We start from the raw sequence: 21,612 nt of genomic DNA on the forward strand, positions 1-21,612 counted from the left end.
TTATGGCACGCGCCATCACAACCAAACAAAAGATGATGTGGACAGTCCTCGCATGGGCCTTCGGTCTGCTGATGTTCTTCCCCATCCTCTGGACGTTCCTGACCTCGTTCAAAACGGAATCGACAGCGATTGCCGATCCGCCGGTCTGGTTCTTCTTTGACTGGACGCTGGAAAACTACACCGCCGTGCAGGAACGGTCGAACTATCCCAAGGCGCTGATGAACTCGATCATCATCTCTGTGGGCTCGACCATCCTCGGCATCCTGATCGCCGTGCCTGCGGCGTGGTCCATGGCCTTTGTGCCGGGCAAGCGCACCAAGGACGTGCTGCTCTGGATGCTCTCGACGAAAATGCTGCCGGCAGTCGGGGTTCTCTATCCGCTGGTGCTGCTGGCCAAATGGCTGGGGGTGATGGACAGCCGGATCCTGCTGGTCGTGGTGCTCATGCTGATCAACCTGCCGATCATCGTCTGGATGCTCTACACCTACTTCAAGGAAATTCCAGGCGAAATCCTCGAAGCATCCCGGATGGACGGCGCCGATCTGCGCTCTGAAATCCTCTACGTGCTGACGCCGATGGCGCTGCCGGGGATCGCATCGACGGTGTTGCTCAACATCATCCTCGCATGGAACGAAGCCTTCTGGACGATCCTGCTGACAACCGTGAACGCCGCACCGCTGACGGCCTTCATCGCCAGCTTCTCGGCCCCCGAAGGGCTGTTCTACGCAAAACTATCGGCCGCCTCGATGATGGCCATCGCACCAATCCTGATCATGGGTTGGTTCTCACAGAAACAGCTCGTCCGGGGCCTCACATTCGGAGCCGTGAAATAATGGGACAGATTACTCTTAACCAAGTCACCAAGAGTTTTGGCGAGGCGCAGGTCATTCCGCCGCTCGATCTCGAAATCAACGAAGGCGAATTCGTGGTCTTCGTCGGCCCCTCTGGCTGCGGCAAGTCGACGTTGCTGCGCCTGATCGCCGGGCTGGAGGACACGACCTCCGGGCACATCAGCATCGACGGCAAAGACGCCACCGAGCTGCCCCCCGCCAAGCGGGGTCTGGCGATGGTGTTCCAGTCCTACGCGCTCTACCCGCATATGTCGGTGCGCAAGAACATCGCCTTTCCGATGCGCATGGCCGGGATCGACGAGGCCACGCAAAAGGCCAAGATCGAGGCCGCGGCCAAGGCGCTGAACCTGACCGACTACCTCGATCGCAAGCCGGGGCAACTGTCGGGTGGTCAACGGCAGCGGGTCGCCATCGGGCGGGCCATCGTCCGCGAACCGGCCGCCTTCCTGTTCGACGAACCGCTGTCGAACCTCGACGCGGCTCTGCGGGTCGGCATGCGGCTCGAGATCATGGAGCTGCATGAGAAGCTCGCCACCACGATGATCTACGTCACCCACGACCAGGTCGAGGCCATGACAATGGCCGACAAGATCGTGGTGCTTCAGGCCGGTGTGATCGAGCAGGTCGGCAGCCCGCTCGAGCTCTACCACACTCCGCGGAACAAGTTCGTCGCAGGCTTCATCGGCTCGCCCAAGATGAACCTGATCGACGGGCCAGAGGCGGCCAAACATGACGCCACCACCATCGGTATCCGCCCCGAGCACCTGACTGTCTCCAAGACAGAGGGCGCCTGGAAAGGCGTCGTCGGCGTGGCCGAGCACCTTGGCTCCGACACCTTCATCCACGTCCATGACACCGGCCTCATGGATATGATGACGGTGCGGATCACCGGTGATATCGAGGCGCGGCACGGGGATACGATCTATCTGACCCCCTTGGCCGACCAAATTCACCGCTTCGACGCACAGGGGCTTCGCATCGCATGACACGACTGGCTGGGAAATCGGCCCTGATCACAGGGGCCGCGCGCGGGATCGGGCGCGGCTTTGCCGAACGCTATCTCGCCGAAGGCGCGACTGTCGCGATTGCCGACATCAACATGAGCGCCGCCGAGCAGACGGCGGCAGAGCTGGGGGATGGGGCCTACGCGGTCCATATCGACGTCAGCGATCAGGCCAGCATCGACGCCGCCGTGGCGTCGGTTGTGGCCCATGCGGGCAAGCTCGACATCCTGATCAACAACGCCGCGTTGTTCGATGCGGCCGAGACGGTCGACATCACCCGCGCCAGCTATGACAAGCTCTATGCGGTCAACGTCGCGGGCACGCTGTTCACGATGCAGGCGGCGGCAAAACAGATGATCGCCCAAGGGCACGGCGGCAAGATCATCAACATGGCCTCGCAAGCCGGTCGGAGGGGTGAAAGCCTCGTGCTGGTCTATTGCTCGACCAAGGCTGCGGTCATCTCGATGACGCAGTCCGCCGGACTCAACCTGATCAAGCACGGGATCAACGTCAACGCCATCGCCCCCGGCGTCGTCGACGGCGACCACTGGGTGCATGTCGACGCGATGTTCGCCAAACTCGAAGGCAAGAAACCCGGCCAGAAGAAGGCCGAAGTCGAGGCAAGCGTCCCTGCCGGGCGTTTTGCCGTTCCCGAGGACCTGACGGGCATGGCTGTGTTCCTTGCCTCGCCGGAGTCCGATTATATCGTGTCGCAGACATACAACGTCGATGGCGGCCAGTGGATGAGCTGATGGTCCTGAACCTCAAAACCCTGAACGACCTGCCCGAGGGTGTGCGCAAACCCGGCTATGATCGCGCCGATCTGACGGCGGGTATCGTGCATATCGGCCTCGGCAATTTTCACCGCGCCCATCAAGCGTGGTATTCGCACCGGCTGATGGATCAGGGGCTGGCGCTCGACTGGGCGATCCTCGGGGCGGGCGTGCGGCCGGCCGACGATGCCCAGCGGACCAAGATGCTGGAGCAAGACTGCCTGACGACCCTGATCGAGCTCGACCCCAGCGGCAAATCCGCCGAAATCACCGGGGCAATGATCGGCTACATTCCCGTGGCCGCCGACAACGCCCCTCTGATCGCGCACATGGCCGAAGCGGCGATCCGGATCGTGTCGATGACCGTCACAGAAGGCGGCTACTACCAGACCGCCGGCGGCACGCTCGATACCGAGCATCCCGACATCCGGCACGACGCGGAAAATCCCGGCGCGCCGAGGACCGCCTTCGGCGCGATGATCGCAGCTCTCAGGCTGCGGCGCGACGCCGGTCTGGGGCCGTTCACCTGCCTCAGCTGCGACAACCTGCAAGGCAACGGCGATATCCTGAAGCGCACCATTCTGGGGCTCGCCTCTCTGTCGGACCCCGCCCTGTCGGGATGGATCGACCAGAACGCCAGCTTTCCCAATTCGATGGTCGATTGCATCGTTCCGGCCACCGGCCCGACAGAGCTGGCGCTCGTGCGGGAATTCGGGGTTGAAGACAACGTCCCCGTGACCCACGAACCGTTTCGGCAGTGGGTGATCGAGGATACGTTCTGCGCCGGACGGCCCGATTGGGACAAGGTCGGCGCCACCTTCACCTCCGATGTACACAGCTTCGAGGCGATGAAGCTGCGGCAACTCAACGCGGGCCATCAGGTCATCGCCACTCCGGGCGAACTTCTCTCGGTCGAGACGATCGCCGGGACAATGGCGCATCCCCTCATCGGTGGGCTGCTGCGCAAGATCGAGGTGGAAGAGATCGTGCCGCATGTGGCGGCCGTTCCGGGGATGACCCCGCTGGCCTACGTCGATCTGATCGAACGGCGCTTTGGCAATCCAGAGATCCGCGACACCACGCGGAGGGTCGCCTTCGACGGCTCTTCACGGCATTCGGGGTTCCTGCACCCGATCATCCGGGATGCGCTGGCGGCCGGCACGCCGATCGAAGGGCTGGCACTGGTCGAGGCGCTCTGGGCGCGGATGTGCGCCGGCACCCGCGAAGACGGCAGCAGCATCGCCCCCAACGATCCGTTCTGGGACACGCTGACAAAGCACGCCGCTCTGGCCAAGGACGATCCGTCCCAATGGCTCTCGCAAACGCAGTTCTACGGAGATCTCGGGCAAGACGACCGCTTCGCCGCGGCCTTTGACCGCTGGCTGCGGCTGGTCTGGGATCAGGGCACCGAATCCGCGCTGCAAACCTATCTCGACGGCTAAACACCATGCAGGCCATCGTGTTCCAAGACCGCAACCTCGTCACCCTGACAGAGCGGCCGACCCCGCGCCCCGGTGCGGGCGAGGTTCTGATCGAGGTCGCGGCAAGCGGCATCTGCCACACCGATATCGAGGTGCTGCGGGGCAATTACGGCACGTCCGCCTACCCGGTCGTGCCGGGGCATGAATATGCCGGCACCATCACCGAAATCGGCGCCGGGGTCAGCGGGCTCAAGACCGGTGACCGGGTCGTCGTCGATCCCAATCTCGAATGCGGCACCTGCCCCGCCTGCCAGCGCGGCTGGGCGCATCTCTGCGACACGCTCGGCGCTTACGGCGTCACCTGCGACGGCGGCTTTGCCGATTTCAGTGTGGTCAAGGCGTCGCGGGTCCACCCGATCGGAGACATGGGCTTCCACGTCGCCGCTCTGGCCGAGCCCTTGGGCTGCGTGCTGAACGGGCTGGACGCCGGACAGGTGCACCGGGCGCGCAGCGGACTGATCTTCGGCGCCGGGCCGATCGGGCTTCTGATGGCGATCGGAATGCGGGTCTCCGGGGTGGACGACATCGCGCTCGTCGATCTCGACGAGGGGCGGCTTGCACTGGCGGAAAGCTTTGGGTTTCGGGGGGTTGCGGCACAAAGCTCAGATCTCGAAGACCTGCAACACGGCGTCGATCTGGTAGCCGACGCCACTGGCGTCCCGGCGGTTGCGGGCAAGCTGACCGACTATATCGGCAATGGCGGCGTCGGGTTGTTCTTCGGGGTCTGCCCGCAAGACGCGCGGATCGAGATCGCGCCCTTCGAGCTGTTCCGGCGGCAGATCACCCTGGCCGGATCGCACTCGCTCAATCACAACATCCCGCAGGCGCTCGACGGGCTGCGCGCCTACGGCGACGACATCGCGCGGATCATCTCGCACCAGATGCCGCTGAGCGAGATCGCGGAGGTGTTCGCCGGGAACGGCCCGAAAAGCAGCCTCAAGATCCAGTTCTCTAGGGACCTCTGATCGCCCAAGGGGCAAAGCGACGTCATATCGGGCGAGATGCAAGGGGGGCTTCCGGCCCCAACTCTCTTCAATGAAACCTCTGTTTCATTGAATTGGTGCGGTCGAGAGGACTCGAACCTCCACGGGTGTTACCCCACAGCGACCTCAACGCTGCGCGTCTACCAATTCCGCCACGACCGCACAGTCAAAAGCTGGTAGCACGAGCGGCTTCTAGTCCAGCCGTTCGGCCTTGCCAAGAGGCAAAACGCATTAATCTCGAACAGTCGTGCACGGAACGGCAGAGAGGTGGTTTCTCAGGGCCGGCACCGGGTCGATCGCAGGGTCCGGCCAGGCTCGGGGCCAGCCGTGACCCGCCGCGCGATCCCCCTCTACCGCCCCGCGACGACAGGCGTTATATGCACCGCATGAGCCAGACACCCGAATGGATCACCGCCGATGGGCTGACGCCCTACCCCGACGCGCTCGCCTTCATGGAGGCGCGGGCCGAGGCCATTCGCGCCGGGACCGCGCCCGAATGCATCTGGCTGGTGGAACACCCGCCGCTCTACACCTCCGGCACCTCCGCCCGGATCGAAGACCTCACCGACCCGGATCGCTTCCCGGTCTTCGAGGCGCGGCGCGGCGGGCAATACACCTATCACGGCCCCGGTCAGCGGGTCGCCTATGTCATGCTCGACGTCGGCGCACGCGGCCACGACGTGCGGCGCTTTGTGCAGGATCTGGAAAACTGGGTGATCGCGGCACTTGGCGAATTCAACGTGCGCGGCGAAATCCGGCCCGGTCGGGTCGGCGTCTGGGTCGAACGGCCGGACAAGCCGCTCCAGTTCGACGGCAGCCCCGCCGAGGACAAGGTCGCGGCCATCGGCATTCGGCTGCGCAAATGGGTGTCGTTCCACGGCCTCTCGATCAACGTAGAGCCGGACCTCAGCCATTTCGACGGAATCGTCCCCTGCGGGATTCGCGATCATGGGGTGACCAGCCTCGTGGACCTCGGCCTGCCGGTCACGATGGCCGACGTGGACGTGGCCCTGCGCAAGACCTTCGACAGCAGCATCACCGCCCGGCAGGACGCCCCCGCCTAAGCTGGCGCCCGTCTTAAGCCAGCGCCCGCCCGATCAACGCACCTAGCCTTGCGATACCGATGTCGATCTGCTCCGGCTGGGCGCAGGAAAAGCTCAGGCGCAGGGTATTGCCCCCCGACCCGTCGGCAAAGAACGCCCGGCCCGGCACGAAGGCCACCCGCTCGGTTTCCAGCGACGCCGCCAACAGCTCGGCCCCGTCCAAGCTGGGCGGCAGGGTCAGCCAGACGAACATGCCGCCCTCCGGCCGTGTCCACGTGACCCCCTCGGGCATCTCGCGGTCCAAGGCGGCGAGCATGTGGTCTCGGCGGGCGCGATAGGGGTCGCGAAGCATCTCGACATGCGGCTCCATTACCGCCTCGGCCACCTGCGCCACCGCGATCTGGTTGAGGGTTGAGGAATGCAGGTCCGCCGCCTGCTTCATCAGCACCAGACGGTCGATCACCGGCTGGGCGGCACAGATCCAACCCACACGAAGTCCGGGCGCCAAGGTCTTGGAAAAGCTACCACAATAGATCGTTCGGGCCGCGTCGATACTGCCGCAGCGGGCGATCTCCAGCGCGAGGATCGGCGGGATCGGCTCGCCGTCATAGCGCAGCGCCTGATAGGCCGCGTCCTCGACAATGGCGATCTCCATCTCGGCGGCCAAGTCGAGCACCTGCTCGCGGGCGCGCCGATCCAGCGTCTCGCCGGTCGGATTGGCGAAATCGACGGAGAGATAGGCAAACTTGGCACGGCCGCCATTGGCCGCGGCGCGGGCCTCATAGTCGGCGGCGCTGACATTGCCCTTGGGGCTCAGCTGCTCGAACAGCGGCTCATAGGCGTTGAACGCGCTCAGCGCGCCCAGATAGGTGGGCCAGCCGCACAGAACCGTGTCGCCCGCGGTGATCATCAGTTTGCCCAGATAATCCAGCGCCTGCTGCGACCCCGAGGTGATGAGGATGTTGGACGGCGCACAGGGCACCCCGATGCGGGCCATCTCCGCGGCGATCCACTGGCGCAGGGGCAGATAGCCCTCGCTCACCGAATATTGCAGCGCGGCCTCAGCGCGGGCGGGGGTCATGGCATCGGCCATCGCCTTGGCGAACTCGGCCACCGGGAACAGGGCGGGATCAGGGATGCCCCCGGCAAAGGAAATGATGTCGGGCTGGTCGAGCAGCTTGAGCAGCTCGCGAATCTCCGACGCCTTCATCCGTGACGACCGGGTCGCCAGAACACTCTCCCATTGCACGCGGTGGCCCTCCCTGCGGCGCGAAATCGGGCGGAGAGTGAGCGAGGGTGCGGTTTAAGTCAATGGTCCTGACGTAAAGGCGAAGCCCGGCCCCAAAGCACCGCACAGAGGGTTAATCCGTTACCGCACCGTCCCGCAGCGGCACAACGCCACCGACGCCATACCGACGTCACACCGACGCGTTGCCGAGGGGCGTTTGCGGCCCCTCGCGGCATTAACCCCACAGGCAACGGCCAAGGGCAACGCAGACAAACCGGCACGGCCGGCCGGCACGACGAGCGCCCGCGACAGGGGCCTGCGCCAATTTAACCCAGCCTCAAAGTGCTGCGGAATATTGCTCCCGACAGTCCAACGCTTTAGAAGCGGGACAAACGGGACGTCTGGGATTCCCAGATCAGCCTTGCACTGTAGCCAGACCTGAGGAGAGCCACATGGCAGACGCCGCCATCCACGGCCACGAACACGAAGACAACCGGGGGTTCTTCACCCGCTGGTTTATGTCCACAAATCATAAGGATATCGGCATCCTCTACCTGTGGGTGGCCGGTGTCGTCGGCTTCATTTCGGTGAGTTTCACCGTCTACATGCGGCTCGAACTCATGCATCCGGGCGTGCAGTACATGTGTCTCGAAGGGGCACGGTTCATCGCCAACGCGGCCGAACCCTGTACACCGAACGGACACCTGTGGAACGTGATGATCACGTATCACGGGGTGCTGATGATGTTCTTCGTGGTCATTCCAGCGCTCTTCGGCGGTTTTGGCAACTATTTCATGCCATTGCAGATCGGTGCGCCGGACATGGCGTTCCCGCGGATGAACAACCTGTCGTTCTGGATGTTCGTGGCCGGTGTGTCGCTGGGTGTGGCATCGCTGCTGACACCAGGCGGTAACGGACAGCTCGGCTCCGGCGTGGGCTGGGTGCTCTACCCGCCGCTGTCGACCTCCGAAGGCGGCATGTCGATGGACCTCGCGATCTTCGCCGTGCACCTGTCCGGTGCCTCGTCGATCCTCGGTGCGATTAACATGATCACCACCTTCCTGAACATGCGCGCCCCGGGGATGACCCTGCACAAGGTGCCGCTGTTCGCATGGTCGATCTTCGTCACCGCATGGCTTATCCTGCTGGCGCTGCCGGTGCTTGCCGGTGCCATCACCATGCTGCTGACAGACCGTAACTTCGGGACCACCTTCTTCCAACCGGAAGGCGGCGGCGACCCGATCCTGTATCAGCACATCCTGTGGTTCTTCGGTCACCCCGAAGTGTATATCATCATCGTGCCGGGCTTCGGGATCATCTCCCACGTCATCGCGACCTTCTCGCGCAAGCCGATCTTCGGCTACCTGCCGATGGTCTATGCGATGGTGGCGATCGGTGCTCTGGGCTTCGTCGTCTGGGCGCACCACATGTATACCGTGGGCATGTCGCTGACCCAGCAGTCCTACTTCATGCTGGCGACGATGGTCATCGCGGTGCCCACCGGGGTCAAGATCTTCTCGTGGATCGCGACGATGTGGGGCGGCTCGATCGAGTTCAAGACGCCGATGCTCTGGGCCTTCGGCTTCCTGTTCCTGTTCACCGTCGGCGGTGTCACCGGGATCGTGCTGTCTCAGGCAGGCGTCGACCGGGCCTATCACGACACCTACTACGTCGTGGCACACTTCCACTACGTGATGAGCCTCGGTGCCGTGTTCGCCATCTTTGCGGGTATCTACTTCTACCTGCCCAAGATGTCGGGCCGGATGTATCCGGAATGGGCAGGCAAGGTTCACTTCGTCGCCATGTTCATCGGCGCGAACCTGACCTTCTTCCCGCAGCACTTCCTTGGCCGTCAGGGAATGCCGCGTCGCTACATCGACTATCCGGAGGCTTTCGCCACCTGGAACCTGGTGTCTTCGATCGGTGCCTTCCTGTCCTTCGCGTCGTTCCTGTTCTTCATCGGCATTCTCGTCTACACGCTCCTGCGCGGTGCGAAAGTGATCGGGAACAACCCGTGGAACGAATACGCAGACACGCTGGAATGGACCCTGCCCTGCCCGCCGCCCGAGCACACGTTCGAGCAGCTGCCGAAGCAGTCGGATTGGGACAAGGTCCACGCGCACTAAGGCGCAGACCTCTCCAGAACAGAAAAGGCCCCGGTTTTCGCCGGGGCCTTTTTCGTATCAAGGGGCTCGTTGGTCCTTGCAGCCTGCGCCCCGACGGCTGCAATTCAGCCCAGCGCAAATCGGCACGGCCGCTTAATCCGGGCTTCATCGGCCCCTGCGATACTCGTGCCAAAGACAGCCTTTCCCGTTTCGGACAGCATCCAACACGGCGGAGCTTCCGAAAATGTCAGTATAATCAGCCCGATTCAGGCCAGCACAGCAGTTTTCTTAACCCTCTGTTCATGAATTGCTTAACAGCCGTAGATCGGGGCAACAGACCCAAGCGCGACCAGATAACACATTTTACACGCGCCGGATCACCGCTAGCTATGCGTCATGCCCTACGAATGGCTCCCCCCCTCCACGACCGGCGGCGCACAGGCCGAGCTTCACCTGTGGCCCTACAGGTCGCTGCCCAAAAAGGGCTTCGTGACCTTCTTCGGCGTGACCTTCGGCATGGTGTCGCTGCCGCTTCTGGCGGTGGTCGGATCACCGATCCTCTGGGGGTTGTTGCCCTTTGTGGCGGTGGTTCTTGGCGGTGCGTGGTGGGCGCTGCAACGCAACTACCGGGACGGCAGTATCCTCGAAGAACTGCGGTTCTGGGATGACAAACTCACCCTGACCCGGCACAACCCCCGCGCCCCCCGGCAGGACTGGGAGGCCAACCCGCATTGGGTGCGGGTCCACGACTACGGGCAAGAGGGCCGGATCGAGCACTACCTGACGCTCAAGGGCGGCCCCCGCGAGGTCGAGATCGGGGCGTTTCTCAGCGTCGATGAACGGCGCGCCCTGCTCGAGGAAATCACGGCAAAGCTCAATGAAATCAGGCGGCCGGTGCCACAGGACAGGTGACGTCTCGCCGCGAACGGCACAGCGCGCGGGTGGGCTGATACCCACCCCGGCCACTCGTCAGCCGAGGCGGTCTTTCACCATCGGGCCGACCTTGCCGAAATCCATCTGGCCGGTGTATTTTTCCTTGAGCACGGCCATGACCTTGCCCATCTCGCGGATGCTGGTGGCACCGACGCTCGAGATCGCCGCATCGACGGCTTTCGCGCTTTCCTCGGGGGAGAGCTGACGCGGCAGGAACTCCTCGATCACCTTGATCTCGGCCAGCTCTTTCTCGGCCAGCTCCAGCCTGCCGCCCTCTTCATAGGCGCGCGCGCTTTCCTGACGCTGCTTGACCATGCGGCCCATGATCGACAAGACGACATCGTCTCCGACGCCAGCCTCTTCGCCATCGCCCCGCGCGGCAATTTCGCGATCCTTGATCGCCGCATTGATCAGGCGCAACGTCGAAAGGCGCTCTGCCTCTTTCGCGCGCATCGCGTCCTTCAGGGCCGTATCGACCTTGCTTCGCAAATCCATTCGTCCGTTCCCGTGAGTGGTAGACAAGGGTGCCTTCTACCCTGACAGGCTTGGTGTGACAACCGCTCAGAAGACAGCCCGGCCCAACGTCAATTTGCGGCCTTATCAGCCTTGACCGCCCCTGATATGATCCTTAGGTTCCCCAAGATTTTGCGCTAGGAGAGTCGCCCCAATGCCGCATCGTGTGGATCCCAAGCCAACCGCCTGTCTTGCTCTTGCCGATGGCACCATTTTCATGGGCCGCGGTTTCGGCGCAACCGGTCAAACGACCGCGGAACTCTGTTTCAACACCGCGATGACAGGCTATCAAGAGATCATGACCGATCCGTCCTATGCCGGTCAGGTCGTGACCTTCACCTTCCCGCATATCGGCAATACCGGCACCACCCCCGAGGATGACGAAACCGCGGAGCCGGTCGCGGCCGGAATGGTCGTCAAATGGGATCCGACAGAGCCCTCGAACTGGCGGGCGACCGAGGAACTGGATGCTTGGCTCAAGCGCAACGGACGGATCGCGATCGGCGGCCTCGACACCCGCAGACTGACCCGCGCCATCCGCCAGCAAGGTGCCCCGCACGTGGCCCTCGCCCACGACCCCGAAGGCAACTTCGACATCGAAGCGCTCGTCGCCGCTGCCCGCAGCTTCCCCGGTCTCGAAGGTCTGGATCTGGCGAAGGAAGTGAGCTGCACCCAGAGCTATCAGTGGGACGAAATGCGTTGGGCTTGGCCCGATGGCTACCTTCGGCGCAAAGATGCGGAACACAAGGTCGTGGCGATCGACTTCGGCGCGAAACGGAACATCCTGCGCTGCCTCGCCTCGGCCGGCTGCGACGTCACGGTGCTGCCCGCGACGGCTTCGGCCGAGGACGTGCTCGCCCTCGATCCCGACGGTCTGTTCCTGTCGAACGGCCCCGGCGATCCGGCGGCAACCGGCACCTACGCTGTGCCGATGATCAAAGAGGTCATGGCGAAATCCGACATGCCGGTCTTTGGCATTTGCCTCGGCCATCAGATGTTGGCACTCGCCCTCGGCGCCCGCACGATCAAGATGAACCACGGTCATCATGGCGCGAACCATCCGGTCAAAGACCTCGAAACCGGAAAGGTCGAGATCACCTCCATGAATCACGGCTTCACCGTCGACAGCCAGACCTTGCCTGCCGGCGTCAAGGAAACCCATGTCAGCCTGTTTGACGGGTCCAACTGCGGCATCCGGATGGTCGACCGGCCGGTGTTCTCCGTTCAATACCATCCCGAGGCCAGCCCGGGTCCACAGGACAGCTACTACCTGTTTGAACGATTTGCCGCCGCGATGAAGTCAAAGCAACCGGCCTGATCGATTTCAGGCCGATTTTAAGTCTTTCTTAATACTGATGGTCCACCCCTGAAGCATGCGGAGAACCGCTGCCAAAGGTGACCGATGTTTGAGACCAAGCGACCAATCGGTGTGGATGTCGATCTGCCCCAGCGCCCCCCTGCCCTCGTGGCTGTGGCCTCGGTGCCGGGGGCATCCAAGCCGGAAACCGGTCAGCCGCTCTGGGTAGACCCGTCCATTGACGGTCCGGACATTCGCCTCGTGATGGCGCTAGGCCCGTCGACCTGTGTGCGCTTGGGCGTGCTTCCATGGCAGAGATGCGGCTCCGTCACTGTCGTTCTCGTCGATGACCCGAATATCTTTCACCGATCTTCGAAGCTGTTGGAGGACACGTTCGGACAGGTGCGGATCGCACTTTGCAGCCGTGAAAAGCAACGGGAGGTGCTGGTTTCTCAATTCGGATGGCAAATGGCACTGGATGCCGAGGACCGAGCGCCTGCCGAATATAGTTGCCGCAACTGGAGCTTGCCGCGCACGCGCAGGCTGGCCCTGACCTGTTTGTGCCTTCTTGGTGCGCTTTGCATTGTATTGCCGGAACTGCTTGTCTGGATCGTCATGGCATGGACCGGCCTCACCCTGCTCGCCTCGACCGCGCTGAAAGCGTTTGCGATCTACTTTGCGAGAGGCGACTCCGCCGCCAAGGACGTGCCGGCCGCGCCGGTGCCGGCACATCTGCCCGTCGTTTCGATCCTTGTGCCGCTGTTCAAGGAGCGTGAAATCGCAAGTCATCTGTTGGCGCGTTTGGAACGTCTGGACTATCCACGCGAGAAACTCGATCTGTGCCTCATTCTGGAAGAAGAGGACAGCTTGACCCGCGAGGCCCTTGAAGCCGCGTCCCTTCCCTCGTGGTCGCAGGTGATCACCGTGCCAAGTGGCGCAGTTCAAACCAAACCAAGGGCACTGAACTACGCGCTCAACTTTGCACACGGAAGCATGATCGGCATTTATGATGCCGAAGACGCTCCGGCGCCGGACCAGATCTCGAAAGTGGTGCAACGCTTCGCAGAGCGAGGACCGGACGTCGCTTGCCTGCAAGGGGTTCTGGATTTCTACAACACCTCTCGCAACTGGCTTTCCCTGTGCTTCACGCTCGAATATGCGGCGTGGTTTCGTCTCGTCCTGCCGGGCTTGCAGCGAATGGGTCTGGTGCTGCCTTTGGGCGGCACGACCCTGTTTCTGAGGCGGCAGGCGATCGAGGCGGTTGGTGGCTGGGATGCCCACAACGTCACCGAAGACGCCGAGCTGGGCCTTCGGCTGGCCCGAAACGGCTACCGCGTCGAGATGATTGATACCGTCACCTGCGAGGAGGCGAACGCAAGGGCATGGCCTTGGGTCCGGCAGCGGTCACGATGGCTCAAGGGTTATGCGATGACCTGGGCTGTGCATAATGCCAAGCCCACGGTTCTGTGGCGGGCAGTCGGCCCTTGGCGCTTTCTCGGCGTTCAGGTTCTCTATCTCGCGACGCTCAGTCAGTTCGTTCTCGCGCCGGTGATCTGGACGTTCTGGGCGGTTCCGTTCGGGCTGTGGCATCCGATGGGCGCCTCAGTGCATGTCGGGGTCATGTGGTCGATGGCGGCCCTGTTCTTGCTAACCGAGATCGTCAACTTTGCCGCGGCCTTCATCGCGACGCGCCGGTCCGGTCGGCGCTGGCTCGGTCTCTGGGCGCCCTTGATGCACCTCTATTTCCCTCTCGCCACGATCGCGGTCTACAAGGCACTGTGGGAAATGGTCACCCGCCCGTTCTATTGGGACAAGACGAGCCACGGCGCGTTTCACTGGCCGGCCCAGATTGGCCGCAGCCCCGTCACTCCGCCGCTTCGACCTTTGAAGCATCCAGTTTGAGACGGGTCACAAAGGCTTTCGAGATATGATCCCGAAGCGCCCTGTCGGCGGCGTTCCCGTCTCCGGCTTCGATCGCCTGAACGATTGCCGCATGCTCTTCCAATGTGCCGCTTGGCCGCCCTTCCGCTTCGAGAGAGGTGGTCGCCAGAAGCGCCATCGAGCGGTGAACCAGATCGAGTTGCCGCACCAAGAACCGATTGTGCGATGCGAGGTGGATTTGATGGTGAAAGCGCCGGTTCGCACGGCTAAGCGCATTCGGATCGCCGACCAGCGCATGATCGGCCTCGAGCATATCCCGAAGCACCCGGACCTCTTCGGGCGTCGCGTGCCGGGCCGCAAGCCTGGCAGCCAAGCCCTCAAGCTCCCCCCGGACGACATAGAGCTCCGCCAGTTGATTATGGTCCAGCGATGCGACAATCAGGGATCGGCCATCGCGCGTCAGGAGTGACTGTGTTTCGAGCCGTTGCAGCGCCTCTCGGATGGGCGTTCGAGAAACGCCAAATCGATCCGCCAATTCGCTTTCGACCAGCCGGTCGCCGGGCCGGTATATCCCTGTGTCAATCGCCTCAAGGATAAGTCCGTATGCATCCTTTTGGGCTGCTTTTTGATCTGTCATTGCACGCCCCTTGTGACCGCTGGCCCAGACTAGCGCCGGGTGCACCCGACGATCAACCCAAACCCGTTGCAGGGGCGCATTGGCCGGACTAGGTTCGCCCCATGATTGCTGAATCGTTCTCGCACGTCCAAACGTGGGTCTTTGATCTGGATAACACGCTTTATCCGCCATCAGATCGTCTTTTCGATCAGATCGAAGTGCGCATGACGGAATTCGTCTCCTCTGCTCTGGGCGTCGACAAGGCTCATGCCGATCATCTGCGGACACACTACTGGGAAACCTACGGGACAACCCTCGCGGGCTTAATGACAGAGCACGACGTCGATCCGACGCCTTATCTGACCCATGTCCACGATATCGACCTGTCGCATATGACACCGGATCTCGAACTGGCCGCCCACATTCGCGCCCTTCCCGGCCGGCGGATCGTCTATACCAACGGTTGCGAACCCTATGCCCAAAGAGTGCTGGAGGCTCGCGGGCTGCACGGCGTCTTCGATGCGGTCTACGGTGTCGAACATGCGAATTTTCTTCCAAAACCGGACCGCGCGGCGTTTGAGACGGTTTTTGCAAAGGACGGCGTATCGCCCGACGTCGCCGCCATGTTCGAGGATGATCCACGCAATCTGATGGCCCCTCATGCCATGGGGATGCGCACGGTCCACGTCAGCGCGGCGCCTGCCCCGCACGATCACATCCACCATCACACCGATGATCTCACAGCTTTCTTGTCGCAGTTGGTTTGACAGCCCTTTCCTCCGCTCGGGCCACGGCCTATCTCCAAGCCATGAAGCGTGAAAAAGTCGATATCTTCATTTCGGGCGGCGGCGTCGCGGGCCTGACGGCGGCGGCCGTTTTTGGCAGCGTCGGGTTCTCGGTGATCTGCGTCGACCCCACCGCTCCTGTCACGACCGGTGACGCCCCGGGATCGGACCTGCGAACAACGGCGTTTTTGCAGCCTGCCAGAGATCTGTTAGAAGAGGCCGGTCTGTGGGACAGGCTGAAGACCGATGCAACGCCACTGAACGTCATGCGCATCGTCGATATCAGCGGGCCGGCGGGCACTCCTCCCGTGTCGCGTGATTTCGAAGCCTCAGACATTGGCGACGCGCCTTTCGGCTGGAACCTTCGCAACTGGGTTCTGCGGCGCGAGATGCTGGACAGGCTTGGCGATCTGCCGAACGTCAGCTTCCGCCCGGGTGTCGGCTTTGAGCGACTTGTGGCCCGAGACGCTGAGGCTCTGGTTTCGCTGAGTGACCGGTCCCAGATCAGCGCAAAGTTGGTGATCGCGGCCGATGGTCGCCAAAGTCCTGTCCGTGCCGCCGTCGGAATAGATGTCCGCACGTCCAGATACGGCCAAAAGGCGCTGAGCTTCGCGGTCACTCACGACATGCCACATGGCAATGTCTCGACCGAGATCCACGATCAGGGGGGCCCCTTCACCCTCGTCCCCCTGCCCGACCATGACGGCTCTCCATGTTCTGCCGTCGTCTGGATGACCGACGGCCCGGAAGCACAGCGATTGGCCCGTCTTGCCCCATCCGACTTCAACGCCGCCGCGACCGACCGCAGCGCCGGCCTCTACGGCCCGCTCTCGCTGGTGGCGGGGCCGCAGGTCTGGCCGATCATCAGTCAGATTGCGGATCGGATGGCGGCTGCGCGGGTCGCATTGATTGCCGAAGCGGCCCATGTCCTGCCGCCGATCGGTGCACAGGGGCTGAACATGAGCCTCGCGGATCTGGCGTGCCTGCGTGATCTCGCCCTGGCCTCGCCGGACAGACTTGGCAGCCCGGAGATGCTTGATCGGTATCACCGCGAGCGTCACACCGACATTCTGCTTCGGGTGAAGGGCGTTGAGGTTCTCAATAGAACCTCGCAGAGCAGTTCCGCGTGGCTACAAGGCCTGAGAGCTCATGGCATAAAGGCACTTCACGACGTGGAGCCGATACGTCGCGGCCTGATGCGACTTGGTCTAGGCGCTAGAGGTTAGTCGCCCTGCGACACCTCCGGCGTGGACATGCGTTGAAACCAATCGAGATCGCGCACGGTGATGACACCCGACAGGATCGTGCCCGCGACGATGGCCCAGATTCCCAAGGCCCAAATGGTCGTGATCCGAGCTTTTCGGCCGATTTGAGCATTGGCGGGCGCCGAACTATGTGTTCCCGGCACGACTTCGCCGGCCTCGCCCTGTGACGTCATCTTGAGGGGCAGAACCACGAACAGAACCAGAAACCAGATCACGGCGAAAAGCACGATGCCTGAGACGATACCCATTAAATTTCCCTTTTTATCACTGGCCTATGCCGTCTGACGGCGATTTCGGTCTGATCCACGGCCAATGCTCAGGCCTGCTCGAGCTCGATCAAACAACCGTTGAAGTCCTTGGGATGGAGGAACAGCACCGGTTTTCCATGCGCTCCGATTTTTGGCTCGCCGGTTCCCAGCACCCGCGCCCCCTGCTCTGCAAGGCGATCACGAGCGGCGATAATGTCATCGACCTCATAGCACATGTGATGAATGCCACCCGATGGGTTCTTTTTAAGGAAGCCATTGATCGGTGAGTCTTCACCAAGTGGAAACAGCAACTCGATCTTGGTGTTCGGTAAATTGATGAAGATCACCGTCACCCCGTGGTCAGGCTCGTCCTGAGGTGCGCCAACATCTGCGCCAAGCGTATCCCGATACTGCGCCGCCGCAGCCTCGAGGTCCGGCACTGCGATTGCCACGTGATTGAGCCGTCCGATCATCGCTTATCTCCTAAAATCTGTGCCGCTTATGTCCCGCGCAAACGCTTGCTGCAAGGCGGCGAGTCGCCGCGCCATGATCTTAACCTCGGATTAATCACTATGGCTGCATTGTGGTTAAGCAAAGTCACCGAATTGGGGAACACAATGGAAACGCTTGATGACTTCTTGAAAGGACGTCCACCAACCTCTGCACGGCCCTTGTTGGGAGTTACCGTGCTCCTTGTCGAAGACAGTCGCTTCGCCGCGGAGGGTTTCCGTTTGCTGTGTCTTCGCTCCGGCGCACGCATCCGTCGCGCCGACTCGTTGTTCCATGCGCGCAGACATCTTCGAGTCTATCGGCCAACTGTCGTGATTGTGGATATGACTTTGCCTGACGGCTCGGGTGCGGACCTGATCGCTGATCTGTCGGCTGCCGTTCCTCGTGTCGACGCGATCATCGCTGTAAGTGGCGATCCGGACATGGAGGCTGTGGCGACTGCAGCAGGCGCTGATGGGTTCATGTTGAAACCCGTCGAACGCATCGCCGTTTTTCAGTCTGCGGTGCTCTCTCTCCTCCCGACCGACCGTCAACCCGTTGGCCCCCGAGTGATCAGCGACGATCTCATCGCGCCTGATCAAATTGCTTATCGCGATGATCTCTCTCACGTCGCGGAGGTACTCTCAGGCGAGGAGGACGGAGCAGCCATCGACTACCTGACTCAGTTCCTTGGTGGCGTTGCCCGAAGCGCGCATGATGTGTCCTTGTCTGATGCGGTCGATGCACTTGCCGCTCGCCATGGCGAAGGGGCCCCGGTTCGAGCCGAATTTGCAAGGTTGGCGGCGTTGGTTCAAAACAGACTGACGGAAACCAGTCCGATGTAAACACTCACGGTTGAGCGAAAGCCAAGTCTGCTTCGACCTTCATTGCCGTTGCAGCATCGCCGTGTCCTGATCGGCGCGAAGCTATATTCTGCTGAGTCAGAAGTGCCTATGTCCGGTGCTGTCGACAGAGCCAGTTGCTGGCAGTCGTGCTTTCGTCCGCCATCACGTGCAGACAAGATGCCTCGTCTCGACAGAAGGGCTTCACGGCATCTGAGCAGCTTCAATGCTGAAGCCGCTAGCAAGAAGTGGCCCTAAGATACAATTTGCAGAGGGAATGGCGGCCAGATTTCGGCTCTATCCACTTCGCAAATCATAGGCCCGGCATCCTATACAATGCCGCAGCACAGGAAAGCACCAATTCCGTCCCGAACCTAGGGCTCACAAACAGGTCCAATTCATGAGGCCCGCGAGACGCTGCTTTGGCTGATCTTGGGTCGTTCTTGGAGCGGGCGACGGGAAACGAACCCGTATCATCAGCTTGGAAGACTGCCGTCGAGATCGATATTTTCGACATATTATCAGGTACCTACGCAACACGCAGAGTAATTTTTGTCGGGTATCTGTAGGAAAAAAATTCTTGGAGCGGGCGGCGGGAATCGAACCCGCGTCTTCTGCTTGGAAGGCAGAGGTCTTACCATTACACAACGCCCGCTCTGCTTCTCCGGATCTATTTCACCCTATCAGTAAGGTCAAGAAGTCACGAATGCGCTGTGCCAAATTGGTTTGCTGCCAAGCGAAAACCTCAATCGCCTGAAGTTCAGGCATGCCTCCCGTTCTGGCACCGCACCCCTCGAATTTGAGGCGGCCCTAGGGCAAGGGCCGGTGGTCAGGGCGTATTCCGTTGAAAAACTCACGCTTTATCGAAGGGTGTGGTCCTGTTTCAATTCTGCCAATGGGTCGGAGGATTGGCGATGATGGGGCCGAGGCAAGAAGCGCAACCGGTGCTGTTCAACGAGTTCTCGCTAGAAGATTATGTCCCGCAAGACCACCCGCTGCAATCGATCAATTGGTTTGTCGATCTGAGTAGCATTCGCGCCCACCTTGCGGATTTCTACAGTCACACGGGCCGCCCGTCGGTCGATCCCGAGCTGCTGATCCGGATGCTGCTGGTCGGATATTGCTTTGCCATCCAGTCAGAGCGGCGGCTTTGCGACGAAGTGCATCTGAACCTGACGGAAGAGAATTCCGCACGCTAAACTCAGGCAACGTAATCGATGTCCTGAGCGACCTGTTCATCCTGCGCGGTGTCCCGTCGTTCATTCGTACAGATAATGGCCCGGAGTTCATTGCTCAGACCGTGCAGGATTGGATCAAGGCTGTTGGCGCAAAAACGGCCTACATCGAACCGGGCAGCACCTGGGAGAACCGATACTGTGAAAGCTTCAATGCCCGCTTAAGGGACGAGTTGCTCTATGGCGAAATCTTCTACAGCCTGCGCGAACCCCAAATCCTGATCGAAAATGGAGGAAACACTTCAACACGAAACGACCACACAGTGCTTTGGGCTACCGCCCAGCGGAACCCGAAACCATTGCCCAGATGGACCAAGGCCCAATCATGTACTAACAATCAGACTGACCACTCAGATGGGGCTGTTCAGATGCACCCCACGCGGTTCGCGAGTATCTCGAACCGCTGGATGAGGCAGCCTTCGGCGCCGCCAGCGAGGTTCAGCCCAAGTTCACCTCACATTCCGACTCAGCCAGCCAGTGGACGGCAGCGCGCGAGGGACCGGCATTCTTCAGTTACTCCGACAACTACCTGATCGACACGGATCACGGCGTCATTGTGGATGTGGAAGCAACTAGACCAATCCGGCTGGCCGAAGTCGGGACGACACGCACCATACTGGACCGCGTGAAGGTCAGGTTCGACCTGCATCCCGAACGCCTGATCGCGGACACGGCCTATGGCACGGGCCACTTCTGGGCTGGTTGGTCGATCGCAGATCGCGCCGCGTATTCCCGTCTTCGACAAATCCGACCGCATCGACGGCACCTGGAGCCGGGCGGACTTCGAATGGTACGCTGAGAACGACCAATACATCTGCCCCGAGGGCCAAGCGTTTAAGCAGTTCCGGCGAAATTATTCCGACCCGAACCGGGGCCCGACCGGACAGGGTAGAACCAAATACCGTGCCCTGAAACTGACCTGCCAGGCATGCCCGTCGAGAATGCAATGCTGTCCGAACGCCGATGCCAGATCCATCACCCGCGAGGAACACGAAGACGCCCGCCAGGTCGCCCGAGACATCGCAAAAACCAGACAATACGCCATCTCAATGCGGCTACGCAAAATGGTAGAGATGCTCTTCGCCCACCTCAAACGCAACCGCGGCCTGAGACGTCTCCGATTACGTGGACCATGCGACGCAAAAGACGAATTCCTGCTCGCCGTAACCGCCCAAAACTTTCGCAAACTGGCTAAGAACTTTCCTGCACCGCAGCAAATGCGAAAAGCTTGATAACAAAGGCAGCCGCGACAACCAAGAGCGCCAAGTTTCTGCGCTCGCGAACAGGTGTTTTTCCACAGAATCGGCGAAGAGCAGACCTTCTCTGCAACTTCGAACTTTAGATTGTCAGATCGTGGAAGCGGACATTCTGCGAGGATGACACTGCGGAAACGCCGGTAACCCATTCAGGAAGTCGGAAGCTGTCATTCGTGGAGCGTATCACCAAAGTCTGGTTCGGGAGAGAAACATGCGGGGCGGCGTATCGGGTGCACACAAAGTACGCTTCCGCATCGTCATCAAAGAATTTCAAGAATTGACGCTGGAATTTCCAAGAGCGTCGGTACGGCATAAGCGTTGGGGGGCGACAACCGATCGACGGCAGGTATAATCAAGCTTTGCACCAACGAGATTTCAGAATTCAAATATACACAAAAAAAGTGCTTAGGGATCTTCAATCTGTACGAAGCCACCAGCGCAGAACCCCATCACTACGCGAACGCGCTCGTTATAGCGCTGACTGCCAGCTATTGATGTTTGCTCTACGCCGGCTGCGGGCTTCGAAGGCGAGTTCTTCACGTAGGCTCTCTATGCCATCAGAGGCGAAGGTTGACTGGAAGATAGGCTTCCGCTCTACAAGTTCGATCGCAGCATGCTGCTTATACAGCGTGGCACCTGACCAGCTCCCCTTGGAGTCCTCGCCTATAAGTTAGCTCTGTTCGGGGTTTGGTCCTTCTCTTGACCGTTGGTGATACTCCCGCGGGGAGAGACCGTCGAGGCTCGAGTGCGGGCGGTGATGGTTGTAGTCGTCGCGCCATGCCGC

18 protein-coding genes, 2 tRNA genes and 4 pseudogenes are annotated in these 21,612 nt (G+C 61.4%); 16 read left to right on the forward strand and 8 right to left on the reverse strand.

What is annotated here, in order from left to right:
• The first annotated feature begins 2 nt into the window (after positions 1-2).
• From LOM8899_RS16635 to LOM8899_RS16655, 5 genes are read left to right on the forward strand one after another with little or no spacing between them, the layout of a single operon-like run.
• Entirely contained in the window at positions 3-833 is an 831-nt protein-coding gene (locus tag LOM8899_RS16635) for a carbohydrate ABC transporter permease (protein ID WP_093993371.1), read from the forward strand.
• Positions 833-1,837, forward strand: coding sequence for an ABC transporter ATP-binding protein (locus LOM8899_RS16640; RefSeq protein ID WP_093993372.1), 1,005 nt, complete (start codon positions 833-835; stop codon positions 1,835-1,837). The genes LOM8899_RS16635 and LOM8899_RS16640 overlap by 1 nt, the downstream gene beginning before the upstream one ends.
• Positions 1,834-2,607 (forward strand): L-iditol 2-dehydrogenase, encoded by a 774-nt coding sequence (locus tag LOM8899_RS16645; RefSeq protein ID WP_093993373.1) that lies wholly within the window; start codon positions 1,834-1,836, stop codon positions 2,605-2,607. The genes LOM8899_RS16640 and LOM8899_RS16645 overlap by 4 nt, the downstream gene beginning before the upstream one ends.
• Positions 2,607-4,070: a mannitol dehydrogenase family protein gene (locus LOM8899_RS16650; RefSeq protein ID WP_093993405.1), complete on the forward strand. Its 1,464-nt coding sequence runs from the start codon at positions 2,607-2,609 to the stop codon at positions 4,068-4,070. The genes LOM8899_RS16645 and LOM8899_RS16650 overlap by 1 nt, the downstream gene beginning before the upstream one ends.
• Before the next feature lie 5 nt (positions 4,071-4,075).
• Positions 4,076-5,074, forward strand: coding sequence for an alcohol dehydrogenase catalytic domain-containing protein (locus tag LOM8899_RS16655; protein ID WP_093993374.1), 999 nt, complete (start codon positions 4,076-4,078; stop codon positions 5,072-5,074).
• Positions 5,075-5,167: 93 nt separating this feature from the next.
• Here the strand turns inward: LOM8899_RS16655 and LOM8899_RS16660 are convergent.
• Positions 5,168-5,254 (reverse strand) — tRNA-Leu (locus tag LOM8899_RS16660).
• A 224-nt stretch (positions 5,255-5,478) separates the two neighbouring features.
• Between LOM8899_RS16660 and lipB the strand changes: the two genes are divergently transcribed.
• A complete protein-coding gene (gene lipB, locus LOM8899_RS16665; protein WP_093993375.1) occupies positions 5,479-6,156 on the forward strand; it encodes a lipoyl(octanoyl) transferase LipB in 678 nt (225 codons plus the stop codon).
• 13 nt (positions 6,157-6,169) lie between these two features.
• Here the strand turns inward: lipB and LOM8899_RS16670 are convergent, their stop codons facing one another.
• Positions 6,170-7,384, reverse strand: coding sequence for an aminotransferase-like domain-containing protein (locus tag LOM8899_RS16670; RefSeq protein ID WP_211096217.1), 1,215 nt, complete (start codon positions 7,382-7,384; stop codon positions 6,170-6,172).
• A gap of 431 nt (positions 7,385-7,815) precedes the next feature.
• On the opposite strand from LOM8899_RS16670, the gene ctaD reads away from it, so the two are divergent.
• Both ctaD and LOM8899_RS16680 read left to right on the forward strand, forming a co-directional pair.
• On the forward strand, positions 7,816-9,489 hold the full coding sequence (ctaD, locus tag LOM8899_RS16675) for a cytochrome c oxidase subunit I (protein ID WP_093993377.1): 1,674 nt from the start codon (positions 7,816-7,818) through the stop codon (positions 9,487-9,489).
• Positions 9,490-9,864: 375 nt separating this feature from the next.
• A complete protein-coding gene (locus LOM8899_RS16680) occupies positions 9,865-10,380 on the forward strand; it encodes a DUF2244 domain-containing protein (protein ID WP_093993378.1) in 516 nt (171 codons plus the stop codon).
• Positions 10,381-10,437: 57 nt separating this feature from the next.
• Here LOM8899_RS16680 and LOM8899_RS16685 read toward each other — a convergent pair whose 3' ends face one another.
• Positions 10,438-10,896, reverse strand: a complete 459-nt coding sequence (locus LOM8899_RS16685) for a GatB/YqeY domain-containing protein (protein ID WP_093993379.1) — start codon at positions 10,894-10,896, stop codon at positions 10,438-10,440.
• Positions 10,897-11,068: 172 nt separating this feature from the next.
• On the opposite strand from LOM8899_RS16685, the gene carA reads away from it, so the two are divergent.
• Complete coding sequence (gene carA, locus LOM8899_RS16690) at positions 11,069-12,232, forward strand: glutamine-hydrolyzing carbamoyl-phosphate synthase small subunit (protein WP_093993380.1); 1,164 nt, start codon at positions 11,069-11,071, stop codon at positions 12,230-12,232.
• An 84-nt stretch (positions 12,233-12,316) separates the two neighbouring features.
• Entirely contained in the window at positions 12,317-14,113 is a 1,797-nt protein-coding gene (locus LOM8899_RS16695) for a glycosyltransferase (RefSeq protein ID WP_093993381.1), read from the forward strand.
• Here the strand turns inward: LOM8899_RS16695 and LOM8899_RS16700 are convergent.
• Entirely contained in the window at positions 14,076-14,729 is a 654-nt protein-coding gene (locus tag LOM8899_RS16700; RefSeq protein WP_093993382.1) for a GntR family transcriptional regulator, read from the reverse strand. The two genes, LOM8899_RS16695 and LOM8899_RS16700, sit on opposite strands and share 38 nt — an antisense overlap.
• 101 nt (positions 14,730-14,830) lie before the next feature.
• Between LOM8899_RS16700 and LOM8899_RS16705 the strand changes: the two genes are divergently transcribed.
• Together LOM8899_RS16705 and LOM8899_RS16710 are read left to right on the forward strand one after the other, a co-directional pair.
• Positions 14,831-15,475 carry a pyrimidine 5'-nucleotidase gene (locus LOM8899_RS16705; protein WP_093993383.1) on the forward strand — a complete coding sequence of 215 codons (645 nt, stop codon included), beginning with the start codon at positions 14,831-14,833 and terminating at the stop codon, positions 15,473-15,475.
• 41 nt (positions 15,476-15,516) lie between these two features.
• The gene (locus LOM8899_RS16710) at positions 15,517-16,719 is read left to right on the forward strand and encodes a UbiH/UbiF family hydroxylase (RefSeq protein ID WP_093993384.1); all 1,203 of its coding nucleotides are present in this window, start codon (positions 15,517-15,519) and stop codon (positions 16,717-16,719) included.
• Here LOM8899_RS16710 and LOM8899_RS16715 read toward each other — a convergent pair.
• Both LOM8899_RS16715 and mce read right to left on the reverse strand, forming a co-directional pair.
• Entirely contained in the window at positions 16,716-17,006 is a 291-nt protein-coding gene (locus LOM8899_RS16715; RefSeq protein ID WP_093993385.1) for a DUF1467 family protein, read from the reverse strand. The genes LOM8899_RS16710 and LOM8899_RS16715 overlap by 4 nt on opposite strands.
• Positions 17,007-17,074: 68 nt before the next feature.
• Positions 17,075-17,479 carry a methylmalonyl-CoA epimerase gene (gene mce, locus LOM8899_RS16720; protein WP_093993386.1) on the reverse strand — a complete coding sequence of 135 codons (405 nt, stop codon included), beginning with the start codon at positions 17,477-17,479 and terminating at the stop codon, positions 17,075-17,077.
• Positions 17,480-17,623: 144 nt separating this feature from the next.
• Here mce and LOM8899_RS16725 point away from each other — a divergent pair, with 144 nt between their 5' ends.
• A complete protein-coding gene (locus tag LOM8899_RS16725) occupies positions 17,624-18,340 on the forward strand; it encodes a response regulator (RefSeq protein WP_093993406.1) in 717 nt (238 codons plus the stop codon).
• Positions 18,341-18,918: 578 nt separating this feature from the next.
• Here LOM8899_RS16725 and LOM8899_RS16730 read toward each other — a convergent pair.
• A tRNA-Gly gene (locus tag LOM8899_RS16730) sits at positions 18,919-18,992 on the reverse strand.
• A 259-nt stretch (positions 18,993-19,251) separates the two neighbouring features.
• On the opposite strand from LOM8899_RS16730, the pseudogene LOM8899_RS16735 reads away from it, so the two are divergent.
• From LOM8899_RS16735 to LOM8899_RS16745, 3 pseudogenes are all read left to right on the forward strand, one after another.
• Positions 19,252-19,512: pseudogene (locus LOM8899_RS16735) on the forward strand (transposase); the annotation flags it as partial.
• Between the two features lie 14 nt (positions 19,513-19,526).
• Positions 19,527-19,906: pseudogene (locus LOM8899_RS16740) on the forward strand (integrase core domain-containing protein); the annotation flags it as partial.
• Between the two features lie 36 nt (positions 19,907-19,942).
• Positions 19,943-20,804 (forward strand): annotated as a pseudogene (locus LOM8899_RS16745) (transposase); the annotation flags it as partial.
• 687 nt (positions 20,805-21,491) lie between these two features.
• On the opposite strand, the pseudogene LOM8899_RS16750 reads toward LOM8899_RS16745, so the two are convergent.
• Positions 21,492-21,612, reverse strand: a pseudogene (locus LOM8899_RS16750) (integrase core domain-containing protein); the annotation flags it as partial.

Source organism: Flavimaricola marinus, assembly GCF_900184895.1.
GTDB lineage: Bacteria > Pseudomonadota > Alphaproteobacteria > Rhodobacterales > Rhodobacteraceae > Flavimaricola > Flavimaricola marinus.